This is a genomic window from uncultured Croceicoccus sp. (genome assembly GCF_947496385.1).
Lineage (GTDB): Bacteria > Pseudomonadota > Alphaproteobacteria > Sphingomonadales > Sphingomonadaceae > Croceicoccus.
Genome location: NZ_CANMCP010000011.1, coordinates 1 through 18628, shown reverse-complemented (window position 1 = coordinate 18628; position 18628 = coordinate 1). Strand labels below are relative to the sequence as shown.

General features: G+C 58.8%; 20 protein-coding genes. 17 read left to right on the top strand and 3 right to left on the bottom strand.

Annotated elements, in window-relative coordinates:
- Positions 1 to 73: 73 nt before the first annotated feature.
- Complete coding sequence (locus Q0897_RS13860; RefSeq protein ID WP_066846489.1) at positions 74 to 775, bottom strand: NAD(P)H-binding protein; 702 nt, start codon at positions 773 to 775, stop codon at positions 74 to 76.
- Positions 776 to 924: 149 nt separating this feature from the next.
- Here Q0897_RS13860 and Q0897_RS13855 point away from each other — a divergent pair, with 149 nt between their 5' ends.
- Positions 925 to 1692 carry a cytochrome c oxidase assembly protein gene (locus Q0897_RS13855; RefSeq protein WP_299310002.1) on the top strand — a complete coding sequence of 256 codons (768 nt, stop codon included), beginning with the start codon at positions 925 to 927 and terminating at the stop codon, positions 1690 to 1692.
- A 1-nt stretch (position 1693) separates the two neighbouring features.
- Complete coding sequence (locus Q0897_RS13850; RefSeq protein ID WP_066846494.1) at positions 1694 to 2185, top strand: CopD family protein; 492 nt, start codon at positions 1694 to 1696, stop codon at positions 2183 to 2185.
- Here Q0897_RS13850 and Q0897_RS13845 read toward each other — a convergent pair.
- Complete coding sequence (locus Q0897_RS13845; protein ID WP_198302010.1) at positions 2152 to 2700, bottom strand: DUF2231 domain-containing protein; 549 nt, start codon at positions 2698 to 2700, stop codon at positions 2152 to 2154. The genes Q0897_RS13850 and Q0897_RS13845 overlap by 34 nt on opposite strands.
- A gap of 81 nt (positions 2701 to 2781) precedes the next feature.
- Between Q0897_RS13845 and Q0897_RS13840 the strand changes: the two genes are divergently transcribed.
- The 15 genes from Q0897_RS13840 to Q0897_RS13770 all read left to right on the top strand — a co-directional run bounded on the left by Q0897_RS13840 (position 2782) and on the right by Q0897_RS13770 (position 17255).
- Positions 2782 to 3390 carry a cytochrome B gene (locus Q0897_RS13840; RefSeq protein ID WP_232468521.1) on the top strand — a complete coding sequence of 203 codons (609 nt, stop codon included), beginning with the start codon at positions 2782 to 2784 and terminating at the stop codon, positions 3388 to 3390.
- Positions 3387 to 5864, top strand: a complete 2478-nt coding sequence (ctaD, locus tag Q0897_RS13835) for a cytochrome c oxidase subunit I (RefSeq protein WP_066846497.1) — start codon at positions 3387 to 3389, stop codon at positions 5862 to 5864. The genes Q0897_RS13840 and ctaD overlap by 4 nt, the downstream gene beginning before the upstream one ends.
- Positions 5864 to 6172, top strand: a complete 309-nt coding sequence (locus Q0897_RS13830; protein ID WP_066846502.1) for a hypothetical protein — start codon at positions 5864 to 5866, stop codon at positions 6170 to 6172. Before ctaD ends, Q0897_RS13830 begins: the two co-directional genes overlap by 1 nt.
- Positions 6173 to 6468: 296 nt before the next feature.
- Positions 6469 to 7821 carry a cation:proton antiporter gene (locus Q0897_RS13825; RefSeq protein ID WP_198302011.1) on the top strand — a complete coding sequence of 451 codons (1353 nt, stop codon included), beginning with the start codon at positions 6469 to 6471 and terminating at the stop codon, positions 7819 to 7821.
- Positions 7794 to 8159 (top strand): NAD-binding protein, encoded by a 366-nt coding sequence (locus Q0897_RS13820; RefSeq protein ID WP_366519944.1) that lies wholly within the window; start codon positions 7794 to 7796, stop codon positions 8157 to 8159. The genes Q0897_RS13825 and Q0897_RS13820 overlap by 28 nt, the downstream gene beginning before the upstream one ends.
- A 62-nt stretch (positions 8160 to 8221) precedes the next feature.
- Positions 8222 to 8371, top strand: coding sequence for a hypothetical protein (locus Q0897_RS13815; RefSeq protein ID WP_299310001.1), 150 nt, complete (start codon positions 8222 to 8224; stop codon positions 8369 to 8371).
- Between the two features lie 268 nt (positions 8372 to 8639).
- A complete protein-coding gene (locus Q0897_RS13810; protein WP_066846505.1) occupies positions 8640 to 9542 on the top strand; it encodes a 3'-5' exonuclease in 903 nt (300 codons plus the stop codon).
- Between the two features lie 93 nt (positions 9543 to 9635).
- Complete coding sequence (locus Q0897_RS13805) at positions 9636 to 10175, top strand: hypothetical protein (RefSeq protein WP_299310000.1); 540 nt, start codon at positions 9636 to 9638, stop codon at positions 10173 to 10175.
- Between the two features lie 89 nt (positions 10176 to 10264).
- On the top strand, positions 10265 to 10849 hold the full coding sequence (locus Q0897_RS13800) for a hypothetical protein (protein ID WP_157668208.1): 585 nt from the start codon (positions 10265 to 10267) through the stop codon (positions 10847 to 10849).
- A gap of 42 nt (positions 10850 to 10891) precedes the next feature.
- Complete coding sequence (locus Q0897_RS13795) at positions 10892 to 11647, top strand: hypothetical protein (RefSeq protein WP_066846513.1); 756 nt, start codon at positions 10892 to 10894, stop codon at positions 11645 to 11647.
- A 311-nt stretch (positions 11648 to 11958) separates the two neighbouring features.
- The gene (locus Q0897_RS13790) at positions 11959 to 12603 is read left to right on the top strand and encodes a hypothetical protein (protein WP_299309999.1); all 645 of its coding nucleotides are present in this window, start codon (positions 11959 to 11961) and stop codon (positions 12601 to 12603) included.
- A 47-nt stretch (positions 12604 to 12650) separates the two neighbouring features.
- Positions 12651 to 12977, top strand: coding sequence for a hypothetical protein (locus Q0897_RS13785; RefSeq protein ID WP_066846519.1), 327 nt, complete (start codon positions 12651 to 12653; stop codon positions 12975 to 12977).
- Between the two features lie 455 nt (positions 12978 to 13432).
- On the top strand, positions 13433 to 13639 hold the full coding sequence (locus Q0897_RS13780; RefSeq protein ID WP_299309998.1) for a CopG family transcriptional regulator: 207 nt from the start codon (positions 13433 to 13435) through the stop codon (positions 13637 to 13639).
- Entirely contained in the window at positions 13636 to 14538 is a 903-nt protein-coding gene (locus Q0897_RS13775) for a site-specific DNA-methyltransferase (protein WP_066846545.1), read from the top strand. Before Q0897_RS13780 ends, Q0897_RS13775 begins: the two co-directional genes overlap by 4 nt.
- Before the next feature lie 56 nt (positions 14539 to 14594).
- Complete coding sequence (locus tag Q0897_RS13770) at positions 14595 to 17255, top strand: N-6 DNA methylase (protein ID WP_066846547.1); 2661 nt, start codon at positions 14595 to 14597, stop codon at positions 17253 to 17255.
- Positions 17256 to 17261: 6 nt separating this feature from the next.
- On the opposite strand, the gene Q0897_RS13765 is transcribed toward Q0897_RS13770, so the two are convergent.
- Positions 17262 to 18323, bottom strand: a complete 1062-nt coding sequence (locus Q0897_RS13765) for a phospholipase D family protein (protein ID WP_157668212.1) — start codon at positions 18321 to 18323, stop codon at positions 17262 to 17264.
- Positions 18324 to 18628: the final 305 nt, after the last annotated feature.

Below are 18628 nucleotides of genomic sequence, written 5' to 3'. Positions count from 1 at the left end.
ATGACCACAACGGAACTAGACATCGACCGCTCGGATCTTAAGTCAGTATAAGAAGTCGCCAGTTCGATCTCGTTTACAAATTGGCGAATTCCTCTCCGAGCGCCAGTGGACTTTCGAACTTTTCCTCTTCCGGCGCGCCGACTGCCGGCTTTTTCCGGATGTGAAGATTGTTCTGCACGCAATCGACCAGAAAGGCGCCGAGATCGCCCATGCGGCAGCGGAAAGCGAGTTTTGGAAGGAATTCCTCCTCGACCAGCAGGTCGCCCGAGGCGGGCTTATTGATGAGCCAGCCCGGACGTACCGCGGTCCAGCGAAGTCCGGGACGTTCCTCGAGCAGCGCCTCCATTTCCTTCATCTGTTCGAGGATGTTGTGCAGGGCGGGCACGACCGTCAGCTTGAACCATGTCGGCAGATTGGGCTGATCGATCACGAAGGCTGCGGAAATCACCGCGATGCGGTCGATCCCGGCCCCCTCCATCCCGTCCAGGATATGGCGCGTGCCGTCCATATAGAGCGGCGGCGGCGACAAGGCGTTGCCGGGCGAGAAACCGACGCCCAGCGTCGAGATCACCGCGTCGCAACCTTCCATGGCTTCGGCGAGGCCGCCTTGAAGAACATCCGCCTGCCGATAGGTCACGCCGTTGATGCGGTCGGCCTCGTCGGGCAGCGCACGGTCGATCGCGACCACCTCCAGCCCAGCGCGCAAGGCGTGTCTCACGGTTTCGCGACCGGTGGCTCCGCTGGCGCCGAACACTGCGATGCGTTTCTGGCTCAATTTTTATACTCCTTGGGCCGGACAAACCGGAAAAATTGTTGCGATTGACTTTCAAACCGCAATCGCGCCAGCTATGTTCCCCCCAAATGCCGGGTCTTCCCCTATTTCAGGTGGCCACGGCAGATTGATCCGTTCGATTTGGGGAAGCGATGCGAATGTTTGCCGGCAGCTACTGCGGAAGCCCGCCGAGCCTGGCGGAAGTCGCGACGCGCTGGAATTTCGATCCCGCCCTTCTCGCGGTTCTGGCCCTCGGGCTCGCGCTCAGCCTGCGGGCGGGAAACCGGCTGGCGACCGTCGGAATGGCGCTTCTCGCCATCGCTTTCGTCTCGCCTCTGTGCGCCGCGAGCGTGACGCTCTTCTCCGCCCGCTCGCTCCATCATCTGCTGCTGATCCTTGGTGCGCTGTGCTTCGCCATGGCAATGCGCGAGAGCGAGGTATCGAGCCGGCTTGCGCGCTCGCTCTTTCGACGGCGCGTTCCGGTCGGCCCGGCAACCATCGGCATGACCGCGGTGCTGTGGGGCTGGCACGTGCCTTCGCTCTACGATGCCGCGCTGGCCGACATGCTGGTGTACTGGACGATGCAGCTCTCGATCCTTGCTTCCTCTTTCGCCTTCTGGCTGGCCATTTGCCGGGCGAGCGCGGTTGGCGCAGTCGGCGGACTGCTCGGCGGGACAGTTCAGATGGGCTTTCTGAGCGCGCTTCTGACCTTTGCGACCGAGCCTCTTTATCGCATTCACATCGCCGCCGCCCCATCCTGGGGAATATCGCCGCTGGCCGATCAGCAGCTTGCCGGACTGATCATGTGGGTCGGCGGCATGGCGCCTTTCGCGATCGGCGCGGCTGCGATCGCCCGAAACGCGTGGGCGCGCCAGAACGCGGCGCAGCCCGCGCCGGTCGTCTCCCGGAACCCCGTCTGAGATGATCCTCTCGCTGGTCAAGGCGATCCATATCGCCGCGCTCATCATATGGTGTGCGGGGCTCGTGGGCTTGCCGCTGATGCTGAGCAAGCATGAAATCGGCGAAAACCAGGCGAGCTACAGTCAGTTGCGCCTGCTGACGCATCGCGCCTATTCCTATTTCGTCACACCCGCGGCGATCATCGCCATCGCGGCGGGCACCGCGCTGATCTTCTTAGCAAGCGCCTTCACTCTATGGATGTTCGTGAAGCTGTTGGCGGTCGGCGTGCTGGTTTCGCTTCACGCCTGGATCGGGCATTTGGTCGTGCTGATGAGCGAACGGCGCGGCCGCTACGCTCCGCGCAGCGCGCTTCCCACGCTCCTGCCGATCATGATCGCGATGGTGGCGATCCTGTTCCTGGTGCTGGGAAAACCTGCGCTCGAAAGCTTCGCGCCCGCTTGGCTCACCCAGCCGCTCGGTCACGAACTTCCGGTTGACGAGACGCCAATTTGATATTCGAACACCAGCTTGCCCCCGTGCCATCCGGTAAAGCCGGTAAAGCCAACGGCGAAGGCGGAAATCATGATACCGAAGGGCAGCACGGCCTGTTCGTAACCGAGCAGCCGGAAGCCCCAGTTCATGCCCAGGATCGACAGCAGCATCACCGCGATGATGAAATGCGTCCAGCTGGCCGCGCGCTGGCGAATGCCGGGCACGCTGAGCAGCTCGGCCGTTCCGGTGACGCCGGCCAGCACGCCGAACAGGAATGCCATTCCGGCCGCCCACAATCCGGCACGCGCCCAGAAGAGGTCGCCTGTCCACCAGTAGAAGACGTCCGCACCCAGCACACAGGCGGTGAGTGCGATCGGGAAGGCAACCAGCATCGCGTGAAGGGGATGGCCCGCGAGAGCGATGCGCGATTCCAGTCGATGGAAATTGGGCTGTTTTTCAATCGGATCGATCAGCTCTTCCGGATCGGCCTCGACAAGCTTCTTCTCGGCAACCTTTTCGTGCATCGTCTTGCTCATCGCATTCGTCCTTCGGGCAAGCGGGTCCGCTTCGGGGCCCCGATCCTTCTATCGTCTCTTCTTGCGGCCTGCGCGGGGTCTTTGTCCACCATCGATCCGGCGGGTCCCTCCGCATCGCGCGTGGCGAGCCTGTGGTGGTGGATGCTGGGCGGCTCAGCAATCCTGTCCGCACTGGTGTTCGCATTGCTTCTCGTCGCGCTTTTCCGGCGAGGCGTGGCGGACAGGAAGACGCCCGAGCGAAAGCGGGTATGGATCGGCTGGCTCGGCCTCGGCATGCCGATCGCCGTGCTCATGGTCTTGCTGGCTTTTGCCCTCTCGGTCGGCGAACGCAATCTGCCGACCGGTCCCGCCGCCCGGACCATAGACGTGCGGGCCTATAATTACGGCTGGGAATTCTGTGACGAGGACGGCCGTTGCAGCGAAGGCATGCTGCGGATCCCTGCCGGTCAGCCCGTCGATCTCGACATCACATCCAGCGACGTGATCCACAGCCTATGGATCCCGCGTTTGGCAGGCAAGATGGACGCCATCCCCGGTCAGGTGAACCGCCTCAGGATCGAGGCGAGCGTGCCCGGCACCTACGAAGCGGTCTGCGCCGAATATTGCGGTATCGGCCATGCCAATCACCGGTTCGTGGTCGAAGCTTACGATATAGGCGAAAGCGTTGCCGCAGGAGGAACCGCACCTTGAAGGCAATCCGCCTCCACCGCGACCTGACCCGCATCTGGGGGAACGAGCCCGGCTGGCGCGGTGTGTTCAGCAGCGTCAGCCACACCGATCTTGGTAAGCGCTTCGTCGTCGCGGCGGCAGTGTTCTTCGGAATCGGCGGCGTGCTCGCGATGCTGATCCGCGCCCAGCTGGCGACGCCCGAAAGCGCCTTTGCCGGGCCGGAGGTCTATGGCCAGATCTTCACCATGCATGGCAGCATCATGATGTTCCTGTTCGCTATTCCCATGCTGGAGGGCCTGGCTATCTATCTGCTGCCCAAGATCCTGGGCGCGCGCGACCTCGCCTATCCGCGCCTCACGGCTCTCGGCTGGTGGTGTTATCTATTCGGCGGCACCATCATGATCTTGGCGCTGCTGGGCGGTGTCGCACCCGATGCGGGCTGGTTCCTCTACCCGCCGCTTTCGGGCAAGGAATACACGCCCGGCGTCAACTCCGACGTCTGGCTGCTCGGCATCACATTCGTCGAGATTTCCGCTATGTGCGCCGCGATCGAGATCGTGGTGACTATTCTCAAGTTCCGCGCGGCCAATATGGGCCTCACCAGAATGCCGATCATGGCCTGGTACCTGCTCGCGACCGCCGGGATGATGGTGTTCGGCTTCCCCCCGCTGATCCTCGGATCGATCCTGCTAGAGGTGGAACGCGCCTTTGGCTGGCCGTTCTTCCAGCCCGAATTTGGCGGATCGCCTCTGCTATGGCAGCACCTCTTCTGGCTGTTCGGCCATCCGGAGGTCTACATCATCTTTCTGCCCGCAGCGGGAGCGCTATCGACCATCATCCCGGTGATGGCCCGCACCCCGCTGATCGGATACGGCGCGATCGTGACGGCGGTGATGGCGCTCGCCTTCCTCAGCTTCGGGCTGTGGGTCCACCACATGTTCACCACCGGCATCCCGCACATGGCGCTGGGGTTCTTTTCGGCGGCGTCCGTGCTGGTGGCGATCCCGACCGCGGTGCAGATCTTCGCCTGGATCGGCACGATCTGGGCGGGCCGGCCCAAGTTTACCCTGCCGATGTATTACATCTTGGGCTTCTTCGTGGTCTTCGTCCTTGGCGGGCTGACGGGCGTGATGCTGGCCATCGTGCCCTTCGACCAGCAGGCACATGATACCGCCTTCGTCACAGCGCATCTGCATTACGTGCTGGTGGGCGGCTTCGTGTTCCCAATGCTGGCCGCCGCCTATTACTGGATGCCGCACGCCACGGGGCGAACGCGCGTCATGCGGCTGGGGATCGCGGCATTCTGGCTAATATTCATCGGCTTCAACCTGACCTTCCTGCACATGCACCTGACGGGTCTGCTGGGGATGCCCCGCAGGGTGTACACCTATCCAGCGGAAGCGGGGTGGACTTGGCTCAACCTCATATCCTCGATCGGAAGTTTCATGCAGGCCTTCGGCTTCGGCCTGTTCGCGATCGACATCGCTCTCCAGCGCCGGATCGGCAACCATGCGCGTCGCGATCCGTGGGATGCCGAGACGCTGGAATGGGCCATGCCCATACCGCCCACGCAGTACAATTTCGCCAGCCTGCCTACGGTCGACAGTCGCGAGCCGCTGACTCGCGACCGGAAGATCGGCGCGGGGCTTGCTGCGGGAAAAGGCCTTCTCGGCCGCGCGATCGACAAGCGGCGCGAGACGCTGGCTGTCGACATGGTCACCGGCGCGCCCGAACACGTCGCGATCCTGCCGGGGCCGAGCCTGTTGCCGCTCTTTACCGCGATGGTCATCGGTGGGTTTTTCCTGTCGATGCTGCTCAGCCTCTACTGGCTGACTCCGCTTTTCGTCGTCGGCACAGCGATCATGGTCTGGCGCTGGGCGGGCACTACGGGAACAACGCGCGACCCCGGCCCGATCGATGTCGGGGCGGGAGTAATGCTGCCGACCAGTTTCGCAGTCGGCGGCAGCGTGGGCTATTGGGGCAGCGTGCTCGCGTCGGCAGCAAACGGAACCTTGTTCGCCTCACTCGTGTTCGGCTATTTCTTCCTCTGGGTGGTTGCGCCAAACTGGCCGCCACCGGGGGAGTACGGCGCATATCTCCTCGAACCCCTACTGATCACGGCGGCAGCCGCTCTCGCGCTCTTGGGAGCGCGCATGGGACAATACGATTTCGGGCAGGCGAGTGTCGGCAGTGCGTTGGCAGCCATAGGCCTCGCCCTCGCGATTGGCGGGCTGCTTTGGGCTGCCTTGCACCACCTGCCCGGCCCGACCGAGCACGCTTTCGCTGCAGTGGGCTGGGTGCTTACGAGCTATGCAATCTTCTCCGCCGCTGTCGGTCTGCTCACCCAGTGCTTCGTCCGGCGCCGAATCGCCAGCGGCCATGCCAACGCCGCGTGGCCGCACGAATTCCGTATCGCCGCGGTATGGAGCGATTACGGCGCGGGCGTGACCATCGTGGTCGCCTGGCTGCTCGCCCTCTCGGGTGACGCGCTGTGATGGCGCTCACCCGCATGGTCTCAGGCCTGGTTCTCTGGGCGGCGGCCTTCAGCATCCTCTATGCCCTTCACGGCTTCGGCTGCTCGCTCGGATGGACCGGACCCTCGTTGTTTGGCGTGACGCAGGTAAAAGTGCTGTTGCTGGCGGTATGGGGGATCCTGATCGTTACCCACGGCCTGCTCATGCTCTGGCTGCTCAAGCAGCATGAAACACAGATGGAGCGGATTGGCATCGCGATAGGGTGCATCGGTCTGGGCGCCACCATTAGTACCGGTATGCCGATCCTGGCGATCCCGAGCTGCGTTTAGTGTACAAGCGGTCCTGGTCGACAGACTGCGGCCACCTTAGCGGACCCGCGCCCGCGCGCCGTCCCTCATCCGGCCCCAGTGCCTAGGATGCGAAATGGCCTTAGTGAATGCGCCGCTGAACCCGCCTTCGACCTGAACTGCGGTGACGACGCCCTTGTCATCGTGCCTTCTGATAGGCCATTTTCGGAAGGGTCGGGCAGTTGGCACGGATGCCTTCGCCAGCATCATTCCGTATCGGTGTGAACAGAAATGATGTTAGAGGGTTATCTCGTCTAGATAGATGCTAACAGGTCTCCATGCTCGAAATCTTCGCCGGTTCCCTGTTCACCGAAGTGTCTGCACTCCTGATCCTTGCGGGCATGATCGGCTTGGCGGGGCACATGCTGAAACAGCCGCTCGTCGTGAGTTACATCCTCGTCGGAATCGTTGCCGGTCCATCGGTGTTGAACCTCGCTCAATCGGAGGGCTCTCTCGAACTCCTGTCCGAGCTGGGGATAGCCATTCTGCTCTTCCTGGTGGGCTTGAAAATGGACTTCAAGCTAATACGGTCACTCGGAGCCGTGTCGCTGACAACAGGTCTCGGGCAGGTGATTTTCACGGCCGCTTTCGGGTTCATGATCTCCTATTTGCTGGGCTTTGGCCTAATTCCGAGCATCTACATCGCCGTGGCGCTCACGTTTTCCAGCACGATCATCATCGTCAAGCTCCTCTCAGACAAGCGGGAGCTGGATTCGCTGCATGGTCGGACGGCACTGGGTTTCCTCATCGTCCAGGATATCGTCGTGGTCCTAGCAATGGTCGCGCTCTCTACGATAGGTATGGGTTCGGGTGAAGACGGTGGCGAAGTAACGTTTTCGCAAGCCGCGATCGCCGCAGCGGCGCTGGTCGGCGTGGTCGTATTGATCGTGAAATTCGCGGCGACGCCGATTACTAAGAAACTGGCTGAAAATCAGGAACTGCTCATTCTCTTCGCGCTGGGTCTCGCGGCGGGCTTCGCAGCGATCGGTGAATATCTCGGGCTGGGACTGGAGATCGGCGGCCTTCTTGCCGGTGTGGCGCTCGCATCAACTCCTTACCGGGAATCGATTTCATCTCGCCTCACCACCCTGCGTGATTTCCTTCTGCTGTTCTTCTTCGTAGTCCTTGGCACCGAATTGAACCTAGGCGCCTTGGGGAGCAACATTCCCGCAGCCCTCCTTCTCTCGGCGTTCGTACTAATCGGAAACCCACTGATCGTGCTGATCATAATGGGACGAATGGGCTACCGAAAGCGCACAAGCTTCCTCGCAGGCCTTACCGTGGCGCAGATAAGCGAATTCTCCCTCATCTTCGTAGGAATGGGTGTAACGCTGGGCCACCTGACCGGGAGCGAACTCGGGCTTGTAACGCTCGTCGGGCTGATCACGATCGCAGTTTCAACCTACATGATCACCTATTCGCATCAAATCTACAAACTTTTGGAGCCGTACTTGGGCTTTGCTGAGAGAGATGACCCCGCTCGAGAAATTCAAGAGGAGGAGAAAGACAAGTCCACACCACCGGCCGTTATACTGTTGGGTCTGGCCGGGTTAGGAGGTGCTTTCGCCGCTAGGCTGATGGAAAAAAGATACCTGCCCTCGGTGTGGACTTTGATCCATCCTCAGTGGTGAAATGGCGGGATCGGGGATTCGACGCGGTCTACGGTGATGTGAGTGATCCCCATTTCGTCGCGGAGCTGCCCTTGAAATCAGCAGAGTGGGTAATTTCAACTCTCCAACATCATGGGCCGGCGTTAGTGGATCAGGATCCCAGACTTACGATGATGCGCACCCTCAAGGCCGATGGTTTCAAGGGGAAGATAGCCATTGCAGTTTATCGGCATTCAGATGTCGAACATGTAGAAGGTCTAGGTGCAGACGTAATACTAGAGCCTTTCGAAGACGCCGCGCAGATGACGGTCAATGAAATCGAGTCTAGCTTTACTCGGATACCTGTCGAAAGCTCATGACTAAAAGCACACCCGAGCCCACGCCGACCAAACGGCCTAAGCCTCATTGGGTGGGAGCGCTCGTGATAATCGTCGTCTTCACAGCCTTAATGAAGGGGGAAGGCCCCGAACGCTATTTGATTGTTGGGGGGCTGATCACCCTCATCGGGGTGTTGCTCATGCACATCGAGCGGCTTGAAGCTAAGGAAGGTGACCGAGACGGCAACGAGTAATTGCATTTCGGGCTCGGAAATAAATGAGTGTTAGGGTTCCTTTGGAATAACGCTTCCGCCTGCAAAGCCTTGATGTCCGCTTTCAAGGAAACGGCGACGAACCTTCAATGGCCGATATTGGGGCGCGAAGCAGTCATGAAATCGCCTACTTCCACTGCCCTCGCGTGCCACCACACCGGGAAAATTCTGCCCGTCCAGCGTCGCTGTCCGAGGTCGGTAGGTAGAGGGGAAAAGCCCCTCGGTCGGCCTCGCGACACGAGGTAATTCCATGAAAGATTCAGAACAGCGGCTGGATGGATCCAGCATCGGCGAAGCATGTCCGGTCGACCAGCGCATCCTTCGCCCAGTCCGTGTCCGGAACGACTGGCCCCGCACGGCACCGGAGGGAGATGCAGTCCGCCGGATCGCCGTGGTCGACACCGAAACCACGGGCCTGTCCGCCGAGCGGCACACGGTCATCGAACTGTGCATGGCTATCGTTCAAGTGAACGATGCCGGTCGGATCGTAGCTGTCGAAGTCGTCAGGAGCGGACTAATCGATCCCGGCCGTCCGCTGACAGCGGAGATCGTGGACCTGACCGGGCTCACCGATCAGGATCTTGCCGGACGGTCCATAGACGAGGATCAGGTCGCAGCGATGCTAGCCTCCTGCGAGGGAGTGGTCGCATACAATGCCGGCTTTGATCGCCCCTTCGTCGAGAAGATGATCGACCGGCATGTGGCAGTGCCGTGGGGCTGCGCAATGGCTGACGTGCCGTGGCGCAAGCTTGGATTCGAACCGGGACCACAGGGGTACGCCGTAATGCAGGCAGGGTACTACATGCCCTCGGCGCACCGCGCGAAAGACGACGTTCTTGCCTTGGTCCAGCTTCTTGATCACGTCTGCGATGATGGCGAGACCGTCATGGCCAAAACGCTGGCCGCGATGGATGCGCCGGCGTGGCGCTTCGAGGCGCAGGGGGCGCCATACGGATACAAAGAAAATTTGCGCGAGCAACGTTATCGTTGGGCGTGGGGGAGGCTGCACGATCTGTGGCACAAACACGTGCGCGCCGAAGCCTACCAGGCCGAGCTCGACTGGTACGTGTCGACGATCGGTAAGGAGCCGGTGATCGTCCCGCTGCCTGCGAGCGAGCGGTATCGTTTCCACACAGCGTGGACCCCGGCCTGAGGGGCATAAACCTCAAGAACGCAAGAAACGTGAGCCATCCGGCTGAACGGAAAAGGGCTCCGGCCGACAGGCCCACACAACAAGGAAATACGAATGATCGATCTCGATATCGGCGGGGCATGCCCCCGCCAGCAGCTGACCTGTGCGCTGTCGCAAGCGCTGGGTCTGCCCACCGACCCCGGCGCCGGCACCGATGCGCTGACAATCGGCACCATGGACTATCCATCCGAACCCGCGCTTGAGATGGTCGCCCGGGCGGCGATGCAGGCAAGGCAGGACTCGCTGATGGCGCTGTTCGCCAACGATCAGACCAGCATCTGCGCTGGGATCGCGCTGATCTACCGGACGAAGGACGGAGCGCAGATCATGCAGGTCGAGCCGTGCCGCCTGAGCCGTGGAAAGCCGATCCTGCTTGTCACCACCGATCGCCGCCATGCCTTCCGCCTCGACAAACGCTGTGTGCTGCGATCGTGCGCCGTGCCGTCGAGCGCGAAGGTCGAGCGCGGCGTCGAACGCGCATGGACTGACATCCGCGCTGCCATGATCACGGTCGAGGTCGATCCTGAGCAGTGGGAAGCTGGCTATTTCAGCCTGTTCGCCGATGCGCAGGCCTTCGCCGACTTCATGGCTTGAGCGGCTCCACGCCAATTACAAACACCGAGCAGGCGGCGTCTCCAACGGGAGGCGCCGCCTGCCGCGTTTCTCAGAACAGGATTTTCATCATGCCCCATTCCCACAGGCGCCATCCGCGGGTGTTATGCTCGCTCGCGATTATCCGCGATCCCGGTGAAAGCAGCCCGCGATCCGCTATTCGTTCGACCGCCATCTTCACCGTGACTCGTGAACAAGGAGGCGGCGCGAGGTTCGCTATCGATCACCGCGTATTCGATCGGACAGCGAACCGGGCCGAGATTCTGGCCGGACTGGCCGAGCGCGTTCCTGCAGGCGCGACAGTTATCGCGCGTGCGTCACGCACGTCGCAGCATTACCTGAGGCAGGCATTCAGCGCCGGAGGGCCCCTGCCGCCAGCTGACCTGCAACTTCTCCAGCGTGATCGCCCGGACCTGGATATCCTCCCGCTCGAATGCGCGAACAGCGTGCTGGAAGAAATTGCGGCCGCATACCGGATCGAGCGAGCCGGTCCCGGTTCAAACATGCTGTCACGATCGCGCAAGGCGCCGGAGGAAGCACAGTGCCTGTGGGCAGCGTTCCTGTGGTCGCAATGTTCGCCGCACCAGCGGACATCGCTCGCCGCCGCGTGGCAGGCATGGCGGGCGCTCGAGCGGGCGCGCCCGCTCCCCTTCTGACGAAGCGTGATGATGCCAACACTAATTGAAAGGAAAAGCGGAATGGCAAAAACGTATATCGCGCTCGACGCGGAATTCTTCTGGGACAAGGACCTCTACAAATTACATCAGGCCATGGATCCTGACTCCAATCGTCACGCGGTCGCGGTGAAGCGTGTCATGGCTGCAGCTGCGTTCCAGTTCACTATCGACGAAGAGGGACGGGTGAGTACTGGCGAGATTGGCAGCTGGTGCGAGCGGGACTGGGCTGACGAGGCTGGCGTGGTCATGAGGGTCTTCGATTACCTGCGGGCGAACGACGACAAGCCCGTTATTACCTATGGTGGGTTGGCCACCGACGTGCCGATCCTGCTACACGCTAGCATAGCGCACGGATTGCGGCTGCCACCGCAGCTCGTCGACCAGCCTGGCCGAAAAGGCCCTCGGCCGCATCTCGATCTCGGCCTGATGATGAAAGGGGGAGGTAGAACCTGGACCCATCTCAGCCAGCTTTTGCTGCGAATGAACGTGCCGTTCGATCTTGTCGCGGCGAAGTCCAATGTCCCGCGCCCGGCCAGCGATGGAGCCTGGCGAAACCTGCGCGATCATGTCGAACTGGACTGTCTTCTGCTCGCCATCGCAAAGATCGGATGGTTGGTTGCCCAGGGCATGAATGGCCTACGGCTTGAACCTGCCATCGTAACGCTGGTCGAGGGGTTCTTGCGACGACGTCCGGACCATGGACTGGCTGGCGAGTTGCGAACGTATATTGGGAGCCTACACGGGAAAATCGCCGAGGGTTTCGAAATCGCGGCCTGAGCCTTCACCCTACATATGCGCCGGACTGGTGAAATTCGGACACCGCCGGTCCGGCGCATCTTATCGAACCTCTCCACTCTGAGTTTTCAGATGACGGCAACGATTTCTTAATCGTCTATGGCCTATCGTGGAGAAACCGCGAACACAGCGTGCTGGGATAGTCCCCCAAGCCGGTGGCCTTCAATTTTGTGTCGCTTCAACCCACGAACCCGCGCCGAGACGGTGCGCGTTCATTGGCGTTCGAGGTCACGAAATGACATCTTCGACATCACAACCCACGTCAGTGGTCTCGCTCGCCCCGCGAGGAAACCATGGCAAAGGGAACTGCCGGTAACGGCAACAAAATCTATAAATCGACGAACGCCTGTCCGAATTCGGGCAGTGTCGCGCATACATCAACGAATAACGCAACACGCTCGTATCTCACGAAGCCGCAGGTTCGCGCAGCGATTGCGGCGATCGACTTTCGGTCAAATTCAAAGCTCATGCGAATGGCGCGGTTTCGCGCTTTCACCGCCGGCATCGACGCCGAAGACATCCTGCAGGAAGCGATCCTGCGGGCGCTGACCTCACGCAGCTGCCCTGCCGGACTCAAGATGGAGTATTTCTTGATGGCGGTCATGCGTTCGATCGCAAGCGCCATCATTGCGAGGCGCAAGAGGGACGAAGCCCGTTATTGCAGCGAACTCGACCTGGTCGTGTCCCCGTTGGCGCCGGACGACGAATGCGAAATCGCTGAACGCGCCGCCGCTTGGCGACAAGCTTTCGACGACGTCGTCGCGGGCTCGCCAGAGATCGAAAGGGTGGTCGACGGCATTGACCAAGGCCTGTGCGGGAGAGCGCTCGCCGAATTCGCCAATACAGATCGAGCCCGACTCGCATCAGTGCGAAAAGCGATCAAACGCAATGTTAATAGTATCTGCGTCGAACTGATAAAACTGGATAAGGCGGCCTGACTTAACGAACCGATTTTCTGACTATATTAATTAAAGGAGGAAGCGTGATGATGAAGCGAGTGATAGACGATATGAACAACCGTGTCGTCCGATTGACACGATATGATTTCGATACAATTGCGCAAGCGTCAAAGCGTCTTAATGATGGCGACCTAAAGCTGTCGCAACGCGAACGTGCGGCGGCCGCTATTGTGAACGGCAGAATGGATTTGCTGGAGCATGCCGATGTCCGTCGAGCTCTCGTGAGCATGGGCCGGAGCTGGGCCCATGCAACAATAGAAATGATTTTCGATCACTGGGAGCGTGAAATGCAACTTCCAGGTGATCACCCGCAATGCCCGGTCGGTGATCAGCGTATTTTCAGTCGCCGCTAGAAGGTTGGCAAGGGAGAAAGTCTTAGCGCCGACACCGGCCGCTCATGCTTGGAAGCGGCGGGTCGACTTCTTTGCGATGCTCCGCCAATGCAGGCGTAGCCGCTGCTTCCGGTGTGCTGGGTCAAGCCCATACTCATATGCGCGTCAGTGACCAGGAAATTTGCCTGAAAGAATCCCGCAGAAAATTGTTGTATTTCAAGTTGGATAGGCGGCCGCGCGCGACAACCGAGCGCCGAAATTTATAGAAAGCACTTCTGACGGATTGGTCCTGAATTTGGCTATTTGTTCCGGAATGGGGACCAAATACCCTTGATCAGATGCCAACTTCCCCTGGTGATTAGCGTCGCACTTCAGGGTATTGCCTCTTGGCATATTCTGCGCATATGTTCCCTTAATGTTCTCACCTATTGCAAAGTGCCTCAGAGTGCTGCAAGGTGCTGCAAAGGGGAATGGCGATGGCTGCCAAAAATCGAGTCACGATCAATCTTGAGGACGAAGAATACGAAGCTCTCGTTGACGTTGCGACGAGAGCCGACCGCTCGATTGCGTGGGTTGGAAGGCATGCAATCGTGGAGTTTCTAGTGTCCAAAGAGAGGAAAGAAGTTCCCCTCCTCGCTATCGCAGGAACAGGCAGCTCGCCGTTCGGGAAGCCGAAAGGATGAAGTATCTTGGCGGAGATATTCACCAAGGTGATTGCCTTGAGGTAATGGCTGATTTGCCCGATCAGTCAGTCGATCTGATCCTTTGCGATCTACCTTATGGGACCACACAGAATAAGTGGGACAGCGTCATTCCGTTGGACGAGCTTTGGTCTCAGTATCGAAGGATTATCAAGCCGAAAGGCGTGATCGCTTTGTCATCCCAAGGTATCTTCACAGCGCGCCTGATGCTGAGCAATGAGGCGTGGTTTAAGTACAAATTCGTGTGGGTAAAAAGCAAGCCGACCAACTTCCTTAATGCTCGTCGCCAGCCCCTTCGGCAACACGAGGACATCTGCATTTTCTACGGCAGACAACCTAATTACAGGCCTGTCATGTCGAAGGGTGAACCGTACGATAAGGGGACCCGCAAAGCGCAGTATACCGGAAGCTATGGGGACTTTAAGCCTGTCCAGGTGAAGAGTGACGGCGAGCGGTTTCCGACCGATACGCTTTACTGCAAGACAGCAGAAAGCGAAGCAGGCGGCCGAGTGTGGCACCCCACACAAAAGCCCGTTGCGTTGGGTCGTTACCTGATACGGATGTTCACTGGGCCGGGTGACGTTGTGTTGGACAACGCGTTCGGAAGCGGAAGCTTTTTGGTTGCCGCAGCGCTTGAGGGGCGGCGTTTCATCGGAATCGAAAAGAACGAGGAGGTCCACCTCTTCAAGGAAAAGCAAATTGACTACATCAAGGTCGCCAAGGAGCGGCTTACAGAGGTTGAAGCAGCCATCAAAGCTAAGACCCCCGCACCGCCGTTATATTCGGCACTCCAACCTGCGGCACGAGCTGGTCAGCCAAACCGTCGGGGTATGGTTGACGTCGATGCGGTCATTAGAGACTCAGAGAAGCTAACCGCGTGAGTGGTCCCTCTGCTAACTACAACGAGCGTTCATGGGCGATTGATTTGATCGGCCATATGAAGTTGCTCGCCGCCCGCGATAATCGTTCGATCAAAGATGCAGGCGGTGAGCAAACCGTCAAGGCGGAAGGGGGTAGCCTCTTCCCGGATGTCTTGCTTTTCGGCGATCGTTCAACCGCACGGATTCTGCAGGGTTGGGAATTGAAGATGCCCGATACGAGCATCGACGATTTCGAGTTCCGTGATAACGCGGAGACCAAAGCACGAGCTCTCGGCCTAGATAGTTTTCTGCTTTGGAACGTGTCGCATGCGCGGCTTTACACCCGCAACGATGAAACGGGCGAGTTTGAAGCAGCGGAGCGTTGGGATGAACTCTCGGACATCAAGACCCGCGCTAGCGTGGCAAGCAGCCGAGGACGGTGGGAAGCCTTAGCAGAGAAAATTTTCGGGCATCTGAATGACCTTTTTGACCGCGGGTCGCTCGAAGGTCGACAGTTTATCGACGCTTATCGCAGCGGTGGCGTAACATCTCTCATTATGGAAAATTCGGGGTTGGTAGCACAGGCGTTGACGGACGCCGCGCGCCGAGATTCTCGACTACGAGCCGAGATGACATTGTGGTGGGACCGATACCGGGCCGAATATGGCGAGGGCTCCAAGGAGCAGGTCTTAGCGCAAGCAGTTATATCCAATTGGATTGGGAAAATTCTATTCGGACATATCCTTAGAGAGAAGGATGTGCGCGCCCGGCGAGTTGCTGCGATTGATGAAGACACCACTCCTAGTGAAGCGCTCGACCTATTCCGGCAATTGTCCGAGGACTGCAATTTCTGGACGATATTCTCGGATAGCCTAGGGCTAAGTCTGGTGCCCACGCCGGTCTGGGACCAACTCTTACAGTTCCACAAATTGCTGTCCGACCTGCGGGTCGGTTCGGTAGACCAGGGGCAGCTCTCTGGAGTACTGGAAGCTACGGTCGAGGTGGCCGTTCGCAAACTTCGCGGGCAATATCCTACACCAATCGAGCTTGCGCGCCTCCTCACAAGCCTTTGTATTCGGAACACGGTGGAGGACCGGGTTCTCGATCCGTGCTGCGGAAGCGGGACAATTGCGCGCGCAGCAATTGAACAGAAGTTATCGGCGAGTGTCGATCCTGACCGGGTGGCTTCGACGGTTTTTGCAGGCGACCAAGATCCACAAGCGGTGCAGATCGCGACCTTCGCGTTGGCAAAAGCGAGCCTGATGCATCAGCCGCTACGTATATTCCAAAGGGACGCTTTTTCTCTAGAACGCGAAACCGATCTTGACTTCCGTAATCCTACAAACGGCAATGTCTTTGCCGAACGCGTTGGCCAGTTTGACGCCATTACCAGCAACTTGCCCTTCGTAGCGCAGGCTGGGCGAAAGCAATATGGGAATGCCCTTGACCGTGTGGCTGCAAGCCTCGGCCAAGGTGGTGAAAGGTTCACTCGGCGCGCCGACGTTTCAGCTTATTTGCCGTTCGCCTTACATCCGCTTTTGAATGACAATGGGCGTCTTGGAATCATCATTACCAATGCGTGGCTTGGTACAGATTGGGGCGACGATTTCTACTCGCTACTGGGACGCTACTATGATCTCAAGTGTGTGATCACGTCGGGCGCTGGACGCTGGTTTCAGAACAGCGAGGTTGTTACCAACATCCTGATTCTCGACAAGAAAGCTGATCCATCAACGCCCAGCGGCAATGTTAAATACGTGGTCTTGACCCGACCGCTAGAAGAGCTTGCTGATGAGGAAGCGGTTGAGATCGCAGCGGCTCAAATTGAGCTAGGCCAGACGCAGAATGACACGATGACAATTCGCGAAGTCAGCCACGCTGACCTCGCCCGGTATCGACAATTCGGATTAGGCGGGAACGCGCAATTCGTCGACTGTGATTGGATTTTAGACCTACCGCTGAGCCCGCTGACCGATCACTTCGCAATCCGGCGTGGAGAACGTCGGGGAATGAATGCGCTTTTCTACCCTGATGCTGGGCATGGCATCGAGGCGGAATACGTGAAACCGCTAGCAAAAGGACCGAGCGATTTCGCCCGACTGACAAGTCCCGCCGCAAAGGTGGCCTTCTCTTGTTCCCGATCCAAGGCGGAACTTGAAGCTCTGGGGCACAAGGGAGCACTAGCTTGGATCAAGCGATTCGAGACGCCCGAAAACATTGCCAAGTTGAGCCGGAATGGCATGCATTGGTATGAGATGCGCGCGGACACGCTGACCGATTTGGTGATGTTTATTGCTTATGGTGACCGTCTGTTTGTCGGTCGTGTTGATCCGCCGGCATTCGCAGATCAGCGTTTGGTGCGGCTTGACCCAGTTCGCGAGATCGACATCGATTTGATGCATGCGTTGCTCAACAGCACGATATCAATGTTCCTAATCGAAGGTATGGGGTTCGGGAGAGGCTTGGGTGCCTTGGACTTGAACAAGGATCGCATTGAAAATTACATGCACTGCCTCGATCCGGGGGAACTCGATACGGCAGGCATTGAGGCGATCAAAGCGGCGTTCACGCCTCTTACTTCGCGCGATATTCTTGAGATTGCCGATGAGCTAGAGCAGGCAGATCGTCGTGAATTCGACCAAGCGGTCCTCAATGCCTTCCGACTAGATATCGATCTGGACCGGATTTATGATGCCCTGCTCTCGCTTGCAGAAATCCGTCGCACGGCAAACGAATAGTACGGATCAAATATAACCGAATCGTCGCCCGCCGGGCCCATTCCTCGTCACAAACTGGGCATCAATGCCCTTCGATTGTTTAACAATACTTTTGAATCGTTGGCTCGTTATTTTGAGCAACTGCATCTCGAATTTCTTAGTTCCAGAAAGTTTCCGGAAAACGATTGCAAGATCGGAACGGTTCGCTCCTGATGCAGGCCTCGTTGTTGTTCTGTTGACTGCGGATTGGATGGACGCCGAATTGAGCATCAGGCGCCACATGTCGTTCTGCACCCGTTTCGTGAAAACGAGGGCGTGCTCCTGTCCATCAACAGTGACGAACTTTCTCTTCTCCGGTGAAGCACTCAACGCGAAGTAGGGCATCATTGCCTTTGGGAACTCAAGGTCTCGCCCGCCAGCATTTGCGCTACCGACTTCGAGCCAAGCGATAGTTGCACTTTTCGGACTTCCATCAAACGTGGGTTCTTCGCCTACAACCTCGTGGGGATCAGGTTCAGGTGGAGCGGCTCCAATGTCAGCAACCTTCTTTCGTTGCTTCTTCGCCTTTTTAAACAGTTCCTTGTAGTCTGTAAGCTCCTGGACGGAGGGAGAGTGACCCAAGTTCCACATCTCCCGCCATTGCTTCTTAAGGGCGTTGGCTTCCTTTGCGGCCTCGGCGGTCAGTATCACGGCAACTTCACCATTCTTGCGGAGACCGTTTACCGTCATGTTTCCCGAGCCAATGGCGGCAGCAGCATTGCTCTTTTCGCTCGAAGACCAAAGGAGATACATCTTGGGGTGAAATCTGCGTGATGGTGTAAGCTTCACAACACGCAGTTCGCTACCGGGCAACTGCTCTATGTACTCCAGCGCTTCTGGCTGGCTGATCGCGTCGTCTAGACCGACTACCCACCTTGATACTTGCGGGATGCCACCCACCGCCAAGGCGAGCGCTTTCACGCCGGGTAAGGTGGCGTACGCAACGGCGACATCCAGACGGTCGAAATTTCCCACCGCACTGGAAGCGGCTAAAGCCTTACCCAGCGTTTGGTCTGCCGCTCCACCCTGCGAGATCAGCGTCCACTTCAACGCAGACCGCCAAGAATGTGTATGATCGAATACCCAGTCATTGATGCCCCCCTCGAAACGCAGGATGCACATGCAAGTTGAGAAGTCTACAGCACGATGCTCATTCGTTGCTCCCGAAGCTACTGAAGAGCTTATGCAATAGCCTCGCCAACTTGCTGAACCGTCCCACGTGAATTGGCGTCGTCAAGGGAGCATAGCGGTCGCTCGTCTAGACATTGGCATGACTGACTAGGCCGCGTTGACATAAGATTTCAGCCATAGGCGCACTGCGGCGAGGTTGAGAAAGCTCTCAAAGGAGAGGATCG